The sequence below is a fragment of the Aestuariivirga sp. genome (genome assembly GCF_020252405.1).
Classification (GTDB): Bacteria; Pseudomonadota; Alphaproteobacteria; order Rhizobiales; family Aestuariivirgaceae; genus Aestuariivirga.
In genome coordinates, this window is sequence record NZ_JADCDA010000015.1 from 1 (window position 1) to 15,553 (window position 15,553).

Consider the following 15,553-nt stretch of genomic DNA (forward strand, 5'->3'; position numbering starts at 1 on the left):
CGCCTACCACGTCCATTACCGCCACCAACGCATCGCCAGCTGCGATCTCGCAAAGCCAACCCAACAATGCTAAAACCGTTACCTATGTCCCCGAACACCCGTTACCTATCTCCCCGGTCTGTACACCCACGAGGGGGAGGGGAATCCTCATGGATTAAACTGACCGCTCTTTAGCTTCCGTGCGGCGTCGCCTGCTTCGGTGGAGCACCGGGTTTCACGAAGACATAGCCCCTGGCCTTGAGCGCGAGAATGCCCTGCACAACGCCCGCATCCGAGGGGCAGCGCCGGGGCGAATTTCGGGGATTGCGCCGCCGCGCCCCCACCTCTATAACTGAGCCATCCCCAACAAGCTGTCGCAAAGACAGGGAACCTGAAACACCGGTTCTCAAGGAGTGAAAACCAATGTCCCGCACACCGCTGATGCCCAAGGCCACCGCCGTGTGGCTGGTCGAGAACACCGGGCTCACTTTCCGCCAGATCGCCGATTTCTGCCACCTGCATGAGCTCGAAGTGAAGGGCATCGCCGACGGCGACGTGGCTGCCGGCATCAAGGGCATGGACCCGATCACCGGCGGCCAGCTGACGCGCGAGGAAATCGAGAAAGGCGAGAAGGACTCCGAGTACCGCCTGAAGATCCTCGAATCCAAGGTCAACATCCAGGTGCAGAAGTCGACCTCGGGCCCGCGCTATACGCCGGTGTCGCGCCGCGGCGACCGGCCGGACGCCATCGCCTGGCTGCTGCGCTACCACCCGGAACTGCCGGACTCTGCCGTCATGAAGCTTGTCGGCACGACGAAGTCGACCATCGCCTCGGTGCGCGAGCGCACGCACTGGAACGCGGCGAACATCAAGCCCGTGGACCCCGTGTCGCTCGGCATCTGTTCGCAGCTCGATCTCGACTTCGCGGTGCAGAAGGCAGCGCGCAAGGCCGGGAAGCCGGCGAACGAATCGGCCCCGGTGCGCACGCTGATCCCGGCGGCGGAAGTGGAAGGCACGGCGGCCCATGCCGCGGCCCATGCCGAGGACGAGCCAACCTTCGCGCCCTCCGAACCGAAGCCGCGCGAGACGGAGCCCCAATATGACGCCGACTCGGTCTTCGCCAAGCTGAAGCCTCTGAAGCGCGGCCAGCAGGACGAGGCGTAAGACCATGCGCATTCTGATCGTCGGCGACTCGGGCACAGTCGGCAAGGCAGCGGCAGCTGAACTGGGCCGCCGCCACGACATCATCCGCGCCGGCCGCTCCTCCGGCGACCTCATCGTCGATGCGATGCGCGAGGAATCGGTGAAGGCCATGTATGCGAAGCTCGGCAAGGTGGACGCCATCGTCACCTGCTTGGGCCATGTGCACTTTGGCCCCGTCGCCACCATGTCGCCGGAGCAGTTCCGCATTGGCCTGAACGACAAGCTGATGGGCCAGGTGAACCTCTTTCTCCTCGGCATGAACAATGTGAACGACAATGGCTCGTTCACGCTGACCAGCGGCATCCTCGACCGTGACCCGGTGCGCGCCGGCGCCAATGCCGCCGCCGTCAACGGCGCCATCGGCGCTTTCGTCAAGGGTGCGGCAATCGAGATGCCGCGCGGGCTTCGGATCAATGCGGTGAGCCCCGGCCTGCTGGAGGACTCCGCCGCGAAATACGATGGCTTCTTTCCCGGCCACGAGCCCGTCTCCAGCGCGCGCGTGGGTCTTGCCTATGCCAAGAGCGTCGAGGGCGCGCTCACCGGCCAGGTGATCTGCGTCGGCTGATTGCCGGGGCCTGCTCAGAGCCGCCTCGTGAGACCGTCGATCTGGTCGTGTGTGATGCCCCTTTCCGCCATCTGGTCCACCGAGAGATGGTTCTCCGTCACGGCGGTGCGGATGCGGGTGATCTCCGGCAGGTCGGCAATCCGTCCGGCGCGGATCATGGCTTGACGGGAACGGTGTAATTCAGCGGCATGCGGCCACCATCGGCATAGATCGTCTCGCCGGTGATGTAGCTCGCCTCGTCCGACACGAGGAAGGCGGCGATGGCCGCGACCTCGGCCGGCGTGCCGGCGCGGCCAAGGGGGGTGCGCGACATGGCGCGGCTGAAGGCGGCCTCGTCGGAGAGCAAGCCGCGCGCCATGTCTGTATCGATGGTGCCGGGGCCGATGGCATTGACGCGGATGCCATGAGGCGCCAGCGCGATCGACGTCGCCCGCGTCATCTGCGACACGCCGCCCTTCGACATGCAGTAGGTGACGATGCCGGGAATGGCCAGCGTGTCGTTGACGGACGACATGTTGACGATGGCGCCGGGCTTGCGGCCGGCCTCGACCTGCTTCAGCATCTGCCGCGCCGAGGCCTGCAGCATGAGGAAGGACCCCTTGAGGTTGATGCCGATCACGCGGTCGAACTCCGCCTCCGTCACCTCCAGGAAATCGGCGTTGGAGGAGACGGCGGCATTGTTGACGAGAATGTCGATTGCGCCGAATTTCCTGACGGTGAAGGCGACGAGGGCCTTCGCTTCTGCGGCCTTCGACACGTCGCAGTGTTTGTAAACCGCACCCAGCCGCTTCGCCGCGGCCTTGCCCTCCCTGTCGAGCACGTCGGCCAGCACCACGCTCGCACCCTCCTTCGTCAGCCGCTCTGCGATGGCGAGGCCGATGCCGCGCGCGGCTCCGGTGACGATGGCGGTGCGCGTTCTCAGTTTCAAGGCAAGAGTGCTCCCGTGATTCAATAGGTGTCCGCTGCCTTCACGGCGCTAGCGAAGACAGCAATGATAAGCGCTGCGATGACGGTGAGGAAGAGGGCGATGTTGAGACCGGTCACCTGAGCGGCAAAGCCGATGAGCGGCGGGCCTGACAGAAAGCCGGTGTAGCCGAGCGTCGTCACCGCCGCGATGCCGCGGCCCGGTGCGGTGGGTTCCAGCCGCCCGCCACCGGCGAACATGACGGGTGCGATGTTGCCCACCCCCAGCCCCGCCAGGGCGAAGGCGGCAATCGCCAGCCCGGGCGTGGGCGCGATGAGCCCCAGGGCGGTGCCAAGTGCGGTGAGCAGGGCGCTGACGAAAACCATCGGCACGGCACCCGCCTTCAGCCTGATCCAGTCGCCCGTGAGCCGCGACAGCGCCATGCCGCCCTGATAGGCGGCAAAGCACAGGGCTGCGATGCCGGCCTCCACCGCGAATTTCTCGCGCATCAGGATCGCTGCCCAGTCGATGACCGAACCCTCGATCATCAGCGCCAGGTAACAGAGCAGGCCGAGGCCGATGGTGGCCCGGGTGGGCCAGGCGAAATGCGCGCCGGACTGGCCCTTGTCGGCGCTGCCCGGCAGCAGAAAGCGGGCCGCGCCAAGGAGCAGGCACAGGCATAGGGCACTGGTGATGAGGGCCTGCGCGCCGGGCCCCAGCCATTCGATGAGCACGCCGCCGACCACCGCGCCGGCGAGGCAGCCGAGGCTGTAGATGCCGTGCAGCATCGAGATGACGGGCCGCCGCCGGCGCTTCTCGATGGCGATGGCATGGGCGTTCATCGACACGTCCATGCTGCCGATGCCCATGCCCATCAGCATGCCGCCCAGCAAGAAGCTGGTGAGTGTCGGCGCGGCGGTGGGCAGCAGGAAGGCCAGGGTGAAGAACAGCCCGGTGCTCACCGTCATGCGGCGGCTGCCATAGCGCCCGACCAGCACGCCCGTCAGCGGCATGGCCAGAACCGCGCCGCCGGCGATCGAGAGGAGCGCAAGGCCGAAGACGCCGGGGCCGACGCCCAAGCGCTCCTTCACCAGCGGCACATGCGGCACCCATGCGCCAATCACCAGGCCCATCACCACGAAGGAAGCCGCAATGGCCCAGCGGGCCCGGACCAGGGAAGAGTCCATCATCGAGTCATTGTCTTTTGTTGCGCTGCATCCCTAGCTGATTGCGGCGCGGCCCGCCACACGGCATTCTGTCTGCACAACTGGAATGCACTCCCGGAGGCCCCATGACGACCTCGAGCGAAGAAACCGTCGTCTTCACGCCCCGGCCGCCGCCGGTGAAGATCAACACGATCTCCTTCGCGGATGTGAAAGCCGCGCTGATTGCGGGCTGGCGCGACTTCCTCCGGGCGCCGCTGATCGGGCTGTTCTTCGGCGGCATTTATGCCGCGGGCGGCATTGCCATCTTCCTGCTGCTGAAGGTCTATCACGAACCGTGGTGGATCATCCCGATCGCGGTCGGTTTTCCGCTGATCGGACCCTTCGTGGCGGTGGGGCTTTACGAAACGAGCCGCCGCATTGCCGCGGGCGAGCCCTTGAACTTCGGCCAGATCCTCGCCGTGATCCTCGCCCAGAGGAAGCGGCAGGTGGCGTGGATGGCTTTTGTCGTGCTGTTCATCTTCTGGATGTGGCTTTACGAGGTGCGGATGCTGCTGGCGGTCTTCCTCGGCTTCAAGAGCTTCTCCTCGATCGAGGCGTTCTTCAACATCATCACCACCACGCCGGAAGGGATCGGCTTCCTTGTCGTCGGTACGGGCGTGGGCGCCTTCATCTCCTTCGTGCTGTTCTGCACCACGGTCACCGGCATCCCGCTGCTGCTCGACCGCGAGATCGACCTCGTCACCGGCATCATCTACAGCTTCAAGGCGGTGCTGCAGAACCCCGCGCCGATGATCGGCTTCGGCATGCTGGTGGTGGCGCTCACCTTCGCGGCCTTCGTGCCGATGTTTTTGGGCCTGCCCGTGGTTCTGCCGGTGCTGGGGCACGCGACGTGGCATCTGTATAAGGCGGTGGTGGCGGCGGCGTGACGCCGCTCAACCGCCTCAGTCCGCTGAAGAAGCGGGACAGACGGGTCAGCAATTGGCCGCGTCCATGGCCTTCGCCGAAACGCCGGTTTCGCTTTGATCGCGGAATGGAGTAGTCTCAGTTCTTTGGGACTGAACCGAAGGGTGCCCCGATGTCCGCCTACGAAACCGACCTCGACAAGAACCCGGCCAATTTCCAGCCGCTGACGCCGCTGACCTTCCTTGCCCGTTCGGCGGCGGTCTATCCGGAGCAGGCGGCGATCATCCACGGGCGGCAGCGCACGACCTATGCGCAGTTCTATGCGCGCTGCCGGCAGCTGGCCTCGTCGCTGGCCAAGGCGGGGATCAACAAGGGCGAGACCGTCTCGGTGCTGCTCGCCAACACGCCCGCCATGCTCGAATGCCACTATGGCGTGCCGATGACGGGGGCGGTGCTCAATACGCTCAACACCCGGCTCGATGCCCCGGCGATTGCCTTCTCGCTGCAGCATGCGGAAACGAAGATCCTGATCGCCGACAAGGAATTCTCGAAACTTGCGAAGGATGCGCTGGCGCTGATGCCGGGGCGCCGCCCGATCGTCATCGACTACGTGGACCCGGAGTTTGAGGTCGATGGCGAGCGCGTGGGCTCGATCGACTATGGGCAGTTCGTGGCGAGCGGGGACGCCGGTTTCGACTGGCTTTGGCCCGCGGACGAGTGGGAGGCGATTTCGCTCAATTACACGTCGGGCACCACGGGCAATCCGAAGGGCGTGGTCTATCATCACCGCGGCGCCTATCTGCTGGCGCAGGGCAATGTTCTGACCGCGTCCATGCCGAAGCATCCGGTCTATCTCTGGACGCTGCCGATGTTCCACTGCAATGGCTGGTGCTTTCCGTGGTCGCTCTCGGTGGTCGGCGGCACGCATGTGACGCTCAGGTGGGTGCGCTCGAGGCTGATCTGGGAGGCGCTGGCGGAGCATAAGGTCACCCATCTCTGCGGCGCGCCCATCGTCATGTCGACGATCCTCAACGCGCCGGCCGAGGAAAAGAAGCCGCTTGCCCGGAAAGTCGAATTCTTCACCGCCGCGGCCCCGCCGCCCGAAGCGGTGCTGGCGGCCATGTCGGAGCAGGGCTTCAACGTCACCCACCTCTATGGCCTCACCGAAACCTATGGCCCCGCCGTGGTCAATGACTGGAAGCAGGACTGGGACCTGCTCGACGGGCAAAAGCGCGCGCAGAAGAAGGCGCGGCAGGGCGTGCGCTACCACGCGCTGGAGGACCTGACCGTGATGGACCCCGAGACCATGCAGCGCGTGCCCGCCGATGGCGTGACCATGGGCGAGGTGATGTTCCGCGGCAATGTCGTGATGAAGGGCTATCTCAAGAACCCGAAAGCGAGCGGGGAGGCCTTCCGCGGCGGCTGGTTCCATTCGGGGGACCTGGGTGTGCTGCACCCCGACGGCTATATCCAGCTCAAGGACCGCTCGAAGGACATCATCATCTCCGGCGGCGAGAACATCTCCTCGATCGAGGTGGAGGACGCGCTCTACAAGCACCCCGCGGTGCAGGCGGCGGCGGTGGTGGCGAAGCCCGACGAAAAATGGGGCGAGACGCCCTGCGCCTTCGTGGAACTGAGGCCGGGCAAGCAGGCCACCGCGGAAGAGATCATCGCGTGGTGCCGCGACGGGCTTGCCCATTTCAAGGCGCCGAGGCACGTAGTGTTCACCGAACTGCCCAAGACCTCGACGGGGAAAATCCAGAAATTCAAGCTCCGCGACATGGCGAAGGACGTCTGAGGGCGCCCCTCACCAGCGCTCATCATGCCCGGGCTCGTCCCGGGCATCTTTTTCGGGTGGTGGAAAAGGATCGCCGGGACGGGCCCGGCGATGATGGGGGAGGGGGCGCGGACAATACCCACGACTGAACTCCGGATGAGGCTGATGGTGTTCTGGGTGAAACGGATTCCGGAAAACAGTCGGTTACATTAATTCCGAGATGTGCCGGACGGCGGCATGAAACTGCCTGCTGCTGATTGACATTGACAACCGTCTTGTTCCGGGCCTTGAGGGTCTGTCCTTCGGCAGGGGCCGGGGCGGAGCTACTTCGCGGCGGCCGGCGTGAAGGCGTCGGCCCTGGCCTGGGCCTCCCGCTTCTGGGCGTCCGTCAGCCTAACGAGCAGCGAATCGAGTTCCGCGTCGGCGCGGCCGGCCGTGCTGGCGAGGATGTTCCACTTCATGGCTTCGACCGGGTCCTGCGCCACGCCCTTGCCATAGAGGTAAAGCCGGGCCACGCGGTTCTGGGCGATGGGGTTGCCGCGCCTTGCCGAAAGGACCAGCCACTGCGCGCCGATCTTTTCGTCCTGCTGCACGCCCTCGCCGCGGAACACGAGCACGCCATAGTCGAGCATGGCGTCGGGATTGCCCTTGCCGGCGGCCTCCCCGATGAGGGCGGCGGCCTTCACCGCGTCCTTGGCAACGCCCTGGCCCTCGAGATAGAGGACACCGAGATTGTACTGGGCCGCGACATGGCCCTGGTCCGCCGCCTTCCGGAACCAGCTTGCGGCGTTGACGAGGTCCGGCGGGTTGTCGAAGGCGCCCGAGGCGAGGAGCCCCATGGTGAACTGCGCATCCGCCAGCCCGGCATCGGCGGCCTGCCGGAGATAGGCCTGGCCCCTCGCGTAGTCGTAGCGCGCATCCTTTTGGTCGAGCCAGATCAGCCCCAGGGCATATTGCGCCTGCTGATCGCTCTTGTCGGCGGCCCTGGTGAGCCAGACGATGGCGGTGTCGGTGTCCTGCGCCACGCCCTGGCCGTTGCGGTACATGAGGCCGAGGAGGCGCATGGCGGCGGCGTCGCCCGCTTCGGCGAGGGGCTTGGCGTCTCTAAGCGCCGTGGCGTAGTCGCCCGCGTCATAGGCGGTCTGGACATCGGCGATGGCGGCCGCTCCGGCGGGTGTCGCGAGGAGCAGCAGGGCGAAGGCGGCGGCTGTGAGCTTCATGTCGGTCCGAGACGTTGCATCAGCGCCGAGACGACGCGGCGGGCCTCGCCGGCATCCTGCCACATCGCATCGGACGGGCGGATGAAGTCCGGCTTCTGCGGCAGCAATATGTCGAGGTCCCCGGGTTCCACGGGCGAGAAGGCGACGCAGGGGATTTCCATCATGTCGGACCACCAGCGGACAATGGGCTCGCCGCCGACGCCCGGCCCCCTCTGGTCGAAGGCAATGTAGTCCGCACCGGCCTCGGCGGCTTCCATGGCGAAGTGGCGCGAGGCGCCGGCATAGGCGCCGACGAAACGGTCCTTGCCCATCTGCCCGCGCGCAGTGGCCACGTTGTCGGCACTCGCCCCGACGTGGATGCCGTCGGCCCCGGCGCGCGCTGCGTCACGCGCTTCGCCGGACACCATCACGGCGACGCCGAGATGCTGCGCGGCGGCCGTCACGTCCCTGGCGACGGAGGCAGGCACAAGCAGGCTCGCCACGTCGCCCGCTTCGCAGGCCGCCCTGATGCACTGGGCGAGCGCGTCGGCCGCAACCCTCTCGGGGGCGACGAGGAAGAGGCGCGGCGGGCTCACCTCGGTTCGAGCGCCTTGACGCCGGGCAGCGGCTTGCCCTCCAGCCATTCGAGGAAGGCGCCGCCGGCGGTGGAGATATAAGTGAAGTCCCGCGCGACACCGGCATGGTTCAGCGCCGCGACGGTGTCGCCGCCGCCCGCCACCGAGACGAGCTTGCCGGCCCTGGTGCGGCTGGCGGCATGCCTTGCGACGGCAACCGTCGCCTGATCGAAGGGTTCGATTTCGAAGGCGCCGAGCGGGCCGTTCCAGACCAGCGTGTGCGCCTCGTCGATCGCCGCATTGATGCGGTCCACTGACATCGGCCCCACGTCGAGGATCATGCCGTCAGCCGGGATGGCATCGATGCCATGGTCATGCGACGCCGCACCGGCCTTGAATTCCCGGGCGACGATGCCGTCAACGGGAAGGATGATGGCGCATCTGGCGTTCTGGGCCGCCTCAAGGATGTGGCGCGCGGTATCGACCAGATCATGCTCGGCCAGCGACTTGCCCACCGAATGGCCATTGGCCAGCAGGAAGGTGTTGGCCATGGCGCCGCCAATCACAAGCGCATCGACCTTCTTCACCAGGTTGCCGAGCAGGTCGAGCTTGGTCGAGACCTTTGCCCCGCCGACGATGGCGATGACCGGGCGCTGCGGAGTCTCCAGCGCCAGCCGCAGGGCCCTGAGCTCTGCCTCCATGGCGCGGCCGGCATAGGCCGGGATGAAATGCGCGATGCCCTCGGTGGAGGAATGGGCGCGGTGGGCGGCGGAAAAGGCGTCGTTCACATAGATGTCGCCCAGCGAGGCGAGCATCCGGGAGAAGGCTTCGTCGTTCTTTTCCTCGCCCGCATGGTAGCGGGTGTTCTCCATCAGCACGCATTCGCCGGGCCCGACGTCGACGGCGGGGACCTGCTGCCAGTCAGTGAAGACGAACTTCACCGGCTGCCCAAGGTGCTTCTCCAGTTCGGCGGCAACGGGGCGGAGCGACATTTCCGGCACCACCTTGCCCTTGGGCCGGTCGAAGTGCGCGAGCATGATGAGTGCTCCGCCCTTGTTCATGATCTCGCGCAGCGTGGGCGCCACGCGTTCGATGCGGGTGGCGTCCGTCACCTTGCCATCGGCGATGGGGACGTTCAGATCGACCCGGCACAGCACGCGCTTGCCGGAAACATTGACATCATCGAGCGTGCGGAAACCGGGCATGGTGTTCTCCTTCAAGAGTCCTTCAAGAGAAGATTATCGAACATAACTTCACGTCGTCATGCCAGTGAAAGCTGGCATCCGGCTTCCTTGCGCCGCCCGAAGCTGGACCCCAGCTTTCGCAGGGGCGACGGTGGGAGGAGGGAAGCCCGTTCATCCATCGTGCCGATTTCAGTCTGCTGCCTTCACCACCGCCGCGGCGGTGATGCCGAAATGCGCGTAGAGCTGTTCGGCCGGGCCTGAAGCGCCGAAGCCCGTCATGCCGATGAATGTTCCATCCGCCCCGATGAAGCGGTCCCAGCCGGTGCGCACGCCCGCCTCAATGGCGATGCGCGTCTTCTCGCTGCCCAGCACCTTGGCCTTATAGGCTGTATCCTGACGCTCGAAATTCTCCATCGACGGCACGGAGACAACGCGCGCGGGCTTGCCCGCCTGATCGAGCAGCGCCTTGGCAGCAATCGCAATCTCGACCTCGGAGCCCGAGGCGAAGATCACAACCTCCGCCTTCCCGCCGGACGGGGCGATCTCATAAGCACCCTTCGCGCACAGGTTCTCTTCCGAATAGGCGAGGCGCGCGGGCTTCAGCTTCTGGCGGGTGAGCGCCAGCACCGAGGGCCGGCACCCGTCCTTCAGCGCCAGCTGCCAGCACTCGGCGGTCTCCACCGCGTCGCAGGGGCGGTAGACGGCGAGGTTGGGGATGACGCGGAGGGCTGCCAGATGCTCCACCGGCTGGTGGGTCGGGCCGTCCTCGCCAAGGCCGATCGAGTCATGCGTCATCACATATATGACGCGCGTCTGCATCAGGGCCGAGAGGCGGATCGAGGGGCGGCAATAGTCGGTGAAGACCAGGAAGGCGCCGCCATAGGGAATGACGCCGCCGTGCAGCGCCATGCCGTTCATGGCCGCGGCCATGCCGTGTTCGCGGATGCCGTAATGGATGTAGCGGCCGGCGTAGTTGTGGGCGTCGAGGGGGGGAAGCTCCTTCGACCTGGTGTTGTTCGAGCCCGTCAGGTCAGCCGAGCCGCCGATGGTTTCGGGAACCGCGGCGTTGATCACGTCGAGCGCGTTCTGCGAGGCGTTGCGGGTGGCGAGTGCCGGCGGGTTCCTGGCGAGCTCCTGCTTGTAAGCGGCGATCACCGCGTCGAAGTCGGCGGGCAGCTTGCCCGAGGCGCGGCGCGTGAACTCTTCCTTCTTGGGCGAGGCGGCCAGACGCGCCGCCCAGGCGGCGCGGTCAGCCGCGCCACGCGAACCGGCCTTGCGCCACGCGTCCAACAGCCCGTCGGGAATGACGAAGGGCTCATGGGACCAGCCCAGCGCCTTGCGGGCGCCGGATATTTCGTCCGGACCAAGCGGCGAACCGTGGCTGCCGGAGGTGCCGGCCTTGGTGGGCGCGCCATAGCCGATGATGGTCTTGCAGGCGATGAGCACCGGTCGGTCGGCATGCTGGGCGGCGGACAGGCAGGCGGCGATCTCGCCCGGGTTGTGACCGTCGCAGGCCGATACGGTCCAGCCGCTCGCCGCGAAGCGGGCGAGCTGGTTGGTCGAATCCGACATCGACACCTTGCCGTCGATGGTGATGCCGTTGTCGTCCCACAGCACGATAAGGTTTCTGAGCTTCAGGTGACCGGCGAGCGAGATTGCCTCCTGGCTGATGCCCTCCATCAGGCAGCCGTCACCGGCCAGCACATAGGTCTTGTGGTTGACGAGGCCGTCGCCGAACAAGGCATTGAGATGACGCTCGGCAATGGCGAAGCCCACGGCGTTGGCGATGCCCTGGCCGAGCGGGCCGGTCGTCGTCTCGATGCCGTTGGCGTGGCCGAACTCGGGGTGGCCGGCGGTTTTCGCGCCCATCTGGCGGAAGGCCTTGATCTGCTCCAGTGTCATGTCCGCATAGCCCGTCAGATGCAGCAGGGAATAGAGCAGCATGGAGCCGTGACCGGCGGAGAGAATAAAGCGGTCACGGTCCGGCCAGTGCGGGTCCTGCGCATCGAATTTCAGGAACTGGGTGAACAGCACGGTGGCCACATCCGCGGCGCCCATGGGCAGGCCCGGGTGGCCGGAATTGGCCTTCTGCACGGCATCCATCGAGAGGGCGCGGATGGCATTGGCCATGTGGCGGGTCTGTTCGGCGGAATACTGGGTCATGGCCTGGGCGGGTCCCTTGCAGCGCTGAAAACTGGCCGCCGTGATAGCGGCTTGGCCCCTCAAGTCAATTGGAACCATGGCTTGCGCGGCGCTTCTCCGCCGCCCTCTTGCCGCCGTTTCCCCCGTCCGCTATAGGCCCGCCATCCGACCGGCTCGTTCACCCCTGGAGGAAGTCCGGGCGGATCATTCATACCCAGGAGTTTATCATGTCCAAGATCGTGCAGCTCAAGGCCGCGCCGCGCGCCCGGGCAGGCAAGGGGGCCTCCCGCGCAGTCCGCCGTACCGGCCTCATCCCCGGAGTCGTCTATGGCGACCGCCGGGAGCCCCAACTCGTTTCGCTCACCTACGGTGACGTGCTCCCCCATATCGAGACCGGCCGTTTCCTCTCGACGCTGATCGACCTTGAGGTTGACGGCCAGACCGTCCGCGCCATTCCGCGTGACGTGCAGTTCGAGCCGGTGCGCGACTTCATCGTCCATATCGACTTTCTGCGCCTCGGCAAGGATGCCCGGGTGCGCGTCAACGTGCCCGTTCACTTCAAGGGCCAGGATGTGTCCCCCGGCATCAAGCAGGGCGGCGCTCTCAACATCGTGTCGCACACGGTGGCGCTGTCGTGCTCGGCGAACCTCATCCCGGACGAGATCACCGTCGATGTTTCGCCGATGCAGATCGGCCAGTCGATCCACCTCTCCGACATCAAGCTGCCCGAAGGCGTGAAGTCCGCGGTTGCGGAAGACGTGACGCTCTGCGCCGTCACCGCCCAGGCCAAGGAAGAGGAAGCGTCGGCGGAGGCCGCCGCGGCAGACGTGCCGGCCACCAACCAGAAGGCCCCCGCCGCTGCGGCGGCTCCGGCTGCGGGCGGCAAGGGTGCGGCTCCCGCCAAGGGTGCTGCTCCCGCCAAGGGCGCTGCTCCCGCCAAGGGTGCGGCTCCCGCCAAGGGTGCTGCTCCCGCCAAGGGTGCTGCTCCCGCCGCTGCCGCCCCGGCCAAGAAGAAGTAATCGTTCCGGCAAGAGGGCCAGATGCACCTTATCGTGGGGCTCGGCAATCCGGGCCCCAAATATCGGGGCAACCGGCACAATATCGGCTTCATGGCGGTGGACGAGATCGTCCGCCAACATGGCTTTTCGCCGTGGCGGAAACGCTTCCAGGGCGAAACCTCGGAAGGGCTGATGGGGGCTGACAAGGTGCTCATCCTCAAGCCACAGACCTATATGAACGAAAGCGGCCGCTCGGTGGGCGAGGCCATGCGCTTTTTCGACATAGATCCGTCACGGGTGATCGTGCTCTATGACGAGCTGGATCTCGATCCCGGCAAGGTTCGCGTCAGGCTGGGCGGGGGTGCGGCCGGCCACAACGGCATCCGCTCGATGACCGCCCATTGCGGGCCGCATTTCGTCCGTGTGCGGATGGGTATCGGGCATCCCGGCCACAGGGAGCTGGTGCACGCTCACGTGCTGAGCGACTTCGCCCGGGCGGACCGCGGCTGGCTGGAGCCGCTGCTGACGGCGGTTGCCGGCAACTTGCCGCTTCTCGTCAGGGGCGAGGAAGGCTCATTCCAGAACAAGGTGCATCTGGCGCTCAATCCCGCGCCGGAGAAGCCCTCGAGAAAGGCGGAGAACTGATGGGTTTCAAGTGCGGCATCGTCGGGCTTCCCAATGTGGGCAAGTCCACCCTCTTCAACGCGCTGACGCAGACGGCGGCGGCCCAGGCGGCGAATTATCCCTTCTGCACCATCGAGCCCAATGTGGGCGACGTGGCCGTGCCCGATCCGCGGCTTGACGTGCTGGCGAAGATCGCAGGGAGCGCCCAGATCATCCCCACGCGTCTCACCTTCGTCGATATCGCGGGCCTGGTGCGCGGCGCTTCGAAGGGTGAGGGGCTGGGCAATCAGTTTCTCGCCAACATCCGCGAGACGGACGCCATCGCGCATGTCGTGCGCTGTTTCGAGGATGGCGACATCACCCACGTCGAAGGCAGGATCGACCCCATCGCCGATATCGAGACCATCGAGACCGAGCTGATGCTGGCCGACCTCGAATCGCTCGAAAAGCGCATCGTCAACATCGAGAAGAAAGCCAAGCAGGGCGACAAGGACGCAAAGGAACTGGCGGGCCTGATGAACCGCGCGCTCACGCTGCTGCGCGAGGGCAAGCCCGCCCGCGTGGTCGAGCGCACGCCGGAAGAGGAGAAGGCGTTCAGGGGCCTCGGCCTGCTCTCCTCCAAGCCGGTGCTCTATGTCTGCAATGTTGAGGAAGCCTCGGCTGACAAGGGAAATGAATTCTCGGCACGCGTCTTCAAGCGCGCGGCGGCGGAGAATGCCGTGGCCGTCGTCGTCTCCGCCAGGATCGAATCCGAAATCGCGGTGATGGCGCTCGCTGACCAGAAGGATTTCCTCGATGCCGTGGGGCTGGAGGAGCCGGGCCTCAACCGGGTGATCCGCGCGGGCTATGACCTTCTCCACCTCGTCACCTATTTCACCGTGGGCCCCAAGGAGGCGCGCGCCTGGACCGTCACCAGAGGCGCCAGGGGGCCGCAAGCGGCGGGCGTGATCCACACGGACTTCGAGAAGGGCTACATCCGGGCCGAGACCATCGCCTATGAGGACTATGTGTCCGGAAACGGCGAGGCGGGCGCCCGCGAGGCGGGCAAGTTCCGGCTGGAAGGCAAGGACTACGTCGTCAGGGACGGCGATGTGATGCATTTCCGGTTCAATACGTAAGGGTAGACGGCCCAGAGGGGAGGCGGCGGTGTCAGATCTTCTTCACTACGAAGATTTCCCCGAAGGGATGGTGATCGCCTTCGGCGCCTATCACCTCTCGAAGGAAGAGCTCATTGCCTATGCCCGCGAATGGGACCCGCAGCCCATGCACCTGGACGAGGAAGCGGCGAAACGCTCCGTACTCGGAGGATTGGCCGCCTCGGGCTGGCAGTCATGCGCCATTCTCATCCGGCTCGCGGTGGAGGCCTATGCCAACAAATCCGCCGCCATGGCGTCCTCCGGCATGGATGAGGTGAAGTGGCTGAAGCCCGTCCATGCGGGCGAAACGCTCACCGGCCGCGCCACGGTGCTCTCCCGCCGCGTGTCGTCCAGGCGTCCGGAGATGGGCATCCTCAGGATGAAGTTCGAACTCTTCAACACAGAAGGCGAGCTCAAGACGGAGATCACGGGCGTGCAGTTCATGGGGGTGCGCGGGCCATGATCGGACTTTATCTCGAGGAGATCGTTGAAGGCCGCGTCGTCGAACTGGGCCAGCATCACTTCACGCGCGGGGCGATCATCGCCTTTGCGGGGCAATATGATCCGCAGCCCTTCCACCTCGATGACGAGGTGGCGCGGAAAGGTCCGCTCGGCGCACTCTCGGCGTCGGGCTGGCACACGGCGGCGGGCTGGATGAAATGCTATGTCGCCACCAACCAGGCGGCGGAAGCGAAGATGCGCGCCGAGGGCCGGGAGCCCGCCGCGATCGGCCCGTCGCCCGGCCTCGCCAATCTGCGCTGGCTGAAGCCCGTGACGCCGGGCGACACCATCACCTACCGCAGCACAGTGACGGGAAAACGCGAACTCAACTCGCGGCCGCAGTGGGGGCTGGTGTTCACGCTGAACGAGGGCTTCAACCAGAAGGGCGAGCTGGTGTTCTCCTTCGAGGGCAAGGTGCTGACGCCAAAAAGGCCGGCGTGACCGCGGCGGGCCAAAGCGCCGGCCGGTCAAATGAAATAGGTATGATTTCCGTTCTCTTCTGGGGACGGCTGTCGCATATGGCCTGAAGCTGCCCTCTGTATTATTCCTCTCCCCCACCGGGGGAGAGGAAAGATGAGGGCGGGGCTTTGTGGGGAGGGGCAGGGGCGGGGGGCCCAGGAGTCCAATTCTCCAAGACCGGAGCCCGGGGACCCCCACCCTTAATCCCTCCCCACAAGGGGGAGGGAAAAGACCCCGA

16 protein-coding genes are annotated in these 15,553 nt (G+C 66.0%); 9 read left to right on the forward strand and 7 right to left on the reverse strand.

Annotation, left to right across the window (positions count from 1 at the left end; all coding sequences use genetic code 11):
* The first annotated feature begins 402 nt into the window (after positions 1-402).
* Together IOC69_RS03420 and IOC69_RS03425 are read left to right on the forward strand one after the other, a co-directional pair.
* Complete coding sequence (locus IOC69_RS03420; protein WP_290542129.1) at positions 403-1,143, forward strand: cell cycle transcriptional regulator TrcR; 741 nt, start codon at positions 403-405, stop codon at positions 1,141-1,143.
* A 4-nt stretch (positions 1,144-1,147) separates the two neighbouring features.
* Positions 1,148-1,747 carry a short chain dehydrogenase gene (locus IOC69_RS03425; RefSeq protein ID WP_290542130.1) on the forward strand — a complete coding sequence of 200 codons (600 nt, stop codon included), beginning with the start codon at positions 1,148-1,150 and terminating at the stop codon, positions 1,745-1,747.
* Between the two features lie 14 nt (positions 1,748-1,761).
* On the opposite strand, the gene IOC69_RS03430 is transcribed toward IOC69_RS03425, so the two are convergent.
* Genes IOC69_RS03430 through IOC69_RS03440 form a run of 3 tightly spaced genes read right to left on the reverse strand, consistent with a single transcriptional unit; the run spans position 1,762 to position 3,841 of the window.
* Positions 1,762-1,905, reverse strand: coding sequence for a hypothetical protein (locus IOC69_RS03430; RefSeq protein ID WP_290542131.1), 144 nt, complete (start codon positions 1,903-1,905; stop codon positions 1,762-1,764).
* A complete protein-coding gene (locus IOC69_RS03435; RefSeq protein WP_290542132.1) occupies positions 1,902-2,675 on the reverse strand; it encodes an SDR family NAD(P)-dependent oxidoreductase in 774 nt (257 codons plus the stop codon). Before IOC69_RS03435 ends, IOC69_RS03430 begins: the two co-directional genes overlap by 4 nt.
* A 20-nt stretch (positions 2,676-2,695) precedes the next feature.
* Complete coding sequence (locus IOC69_RS03440) at positions 2,696-3,841, reverse strand: MFS transporter (protein WP_290542133.1); 1,146 nt, start codon at positions 3,839-3,841, stop codon at positions 2,696-2,698.
* 101 nt (positions 3,842-3,942) lie between these two features.
* Between IOC69_RS03440 and IOC69_RS03445 the strand changes: the two genes are divergently transcribed.
* On the forward strand, positions 3,943-4,743 hold the full coding sequence (locus tag IOC69_RS03445; protein ID WP_290542134.1) for a DUF2189 domain-containing protein: 801 nt from the start codon (positions 3,943-3,945) through the stop codon (positions 4,741-4,743).
* Between the two features lie 149 nt (positions 4,744-4,892).
* A complete protein-coding gene (locus IOC69_RS03450) occupies positions 4,893-6,518 on the forward strand; it encodes an acyl-CoA synthetase (RefSeq protein ID WP_290542135.1) in 1,626 nt (541 codons plus the stop codon).
* 302 nt (positions 6,519-6,820) lie between these two features.
* Here the strand turns inward: IOC69_RS03450 and IOC69_RS03455 are convergent, their stop codons facing one another.
* The 4 genes from IOC69_RS03455 to tkt form a co-directional block, all read right to left on the reverse strand.
* Complete coding sequence (locus tag IOC69_RS03455) at positions 6,821-7,717, reverse strand: SEL1-like repeat protein (RefSeq protein ID WP_290542136.1); 897 nt, start codon at positions 7,715-7,717, stop codon at positions 6,821-6,823.
* Positions 7,714-8,292: a thiamine phosphate synthase gene (locus IOC69_RS03460; protein ID WP_290542137.1), complete on the reverse strand. Its 579-nt coding sequence runs from the start codon at positions 8,290-8,292 to the stop codon at positions 7,714-7,716. Before IOC69_RS03460 ends, IOC69_RS03455 begins: the two co-directional genes overlap by 4 nt.
* On the reverse strand, positions 8,289-9,476 hold the full coding sequence (locus tag IOC69_RS03465) for a phosphoglycerate kinase (RefSeq protein WP_290542138.1): 1,188 nt from the start codon (positions 9,474-9,476) through the stop codon (positions 8,289-8,291). The genes IOC69_RS03460 and IOC69_RS03465 overlap by 4 nt, the downstream gene beginning before the upstream one ends.
* A 168-nt stretch (positions 9,477-9,644) precedes the next feature.
* Positions 9,645-11,618: a transketolase gene (gene tkt / locus IOC69_RS03470; protein ID WP_290542139.1), complete on the reverse strand. Its 1,974-nt coding sequence runs from the start codon at positions 11,616-11,618 to the stop codon at positions 9,645-9,647.
* A 206-nt stretch (positions 11,619-11,824) separates the two neighbouring features.
* Here tkt and IOC69_RS03475 point away from each other — a divergent pair, with 206 nt between their 5' ends.
* From IOC69_RS03475 to IOC69_RS03495, 5 genes are read left to right on the forward strand one after another with little or no spacing between them, the layout of a single operon-like run.
* Positions 11,825-12,616, forward strand: a complete 792-nt coding sequence (locus IOC69_RS03475) for a 50S ribosomal protein L25/general stress protein Ctc (protein WP_290542140.1) — start codon at positions 11,825-11,827, stop codon at positions 12,614-12,616.
* A 21-nt stretch (positions 12,617-12,637) separates the two neighbouring features.
* A complete protein-coding gene (gene pth / locus IOC69_RS03480) occupies positions 12,638-13,240 on the forward strand; it encodes an aminoacyl-tRNA hydrolase (RefSeq protein WP_290542141.1) in 603 nt (200 codons plus the stop codon).
* Entirely contained in the window at positions 13,240-14,337 is a 1,098-nt protein-coding gene (ychF, locus tag IOC69_RS03485; RefSeq protein WP_290542142.1) for a redox-regulated ATPase YchF, read from the forward strand. Before pth ends, ychF begins: the two co-directional genes overlap by 1 nt.
* A 28-nt stretch (positions 14,338-14,365) precedes the next feature.
* Positions 14,366-14,818, forward strand: a complete 453-nt coding sequence (locus IOC69_RS03490; protein ID WP_290542143.1) for a MaoC family dehydratase — start codon at positions 14,366-14,368, stop codon at positions 14,816-14,818.
* Complete coding sequence (locus IOC69_RS03495) at positions 14,815-15,297, forward strand: MaoC family dehydratase (protein ID WP_290542144.1); 483 nt, start codon at positions 14,815-14,817, stop codon at positions 15,295-15,297. The genes IOC69_RS03490 and IOC69_RS03495 overlap by 4 nt, the downstream gene beginning before the upstream one ends.
* Positions 15,298-15,553 lie beyond the last annotated feature (256 nt).

Bases quoted from the DNA above. Each gene is read 5' to 3' on its own strand.
- IOC69_RS03420 (WP_290542129.1), top strand. From the start codon at position 403: ATGTCCCGCACACCGCTGATGCCCAAGGCCACCGCCGTGTGGCTGGTC.
- IOC69_RS03425 (WP_290542130.1), top strand. From the start codon at position 1,148: ATGCGCATTCTGATCGTCGGCGACTCGGGCACAGTCGGCAAGGCAGCG.
- IOC69_RS03430 (WP_290542131.1), bottom strand. From the start codon at position 1,905: ATGATCCGCGCCGGACGGATTGCCGACCTGCCGGAGATCACCCGCATC.
- IOC69_RS03440 (WP_290542133.1), bottom strand. From the start codon at position 3,841: ATGATGGACTCTTCCCTGGTCCGGGCCCGCTGGGCCATTGCGGCTTCC.
- IOC69_RS03445 (WP_290542134.1), top strand. From the start codon at position 3,943: ATGACGACCTCGAGCGAAGAAACCGTCGTCTTCACGCCCCGGCCGCCG.
- IOC69_RS03450 (WP_290542135.1), top strand. From the start codon at position 4,893: ATGTCCGCCTACGAAACCGACCTCGACAAGAACCCGGCCAATTTCCAG.
- IOC69_RS03455 (WP_290542136.1), bottom strand. From the start codon at position 7,717: ATGAAGCTCACAGCCGCCGCCTTCGCCCTGCTGCTCCTCGCGACACCC.
- IOC69_RS03465 (WP_290542138.1), bottom strand. From the start codon at position 9,476: ATGCCCGGTTTCCGCACGCTCGATGATGTCAATGTTTCCGGCAAGCGC.
- tkt (WP_290542139.1), bottom strand. From the start codon at position 11,618: ATGACCCAGTATTCCGCCGAACAGACCCGCCACATGGCCAATGCCATC.
- IOC69_RS03475 (WP_290542140.1), top strand. From the start codon at position 11,825: ATGTCCAAGATCGTGCAGCTCAAGGCCGCGCCGCGCGCCCGGGCAGGC.
- pth (WP_290542141.1), top strand. From the start codon at position 12,638: ATGCACCTTATCGTGGGGCTCGGCAATCCGGGCCCCAAATATCGGGGC.
- ychF (WP_290542142.1), top strand. From the start codon at position 13,240: ATGGGTTTCAAGTGCGGCATCGTCGGGCTTCCCAATGTGGGCAAGTCC.
- IOC69_RS03495 (WP_290542144.1), top strand. From the start codon at position 14,815: ATGATCGGACTTTATCTCGAGGAGATCGTTGAAGGCCGCGTCGTCGAA.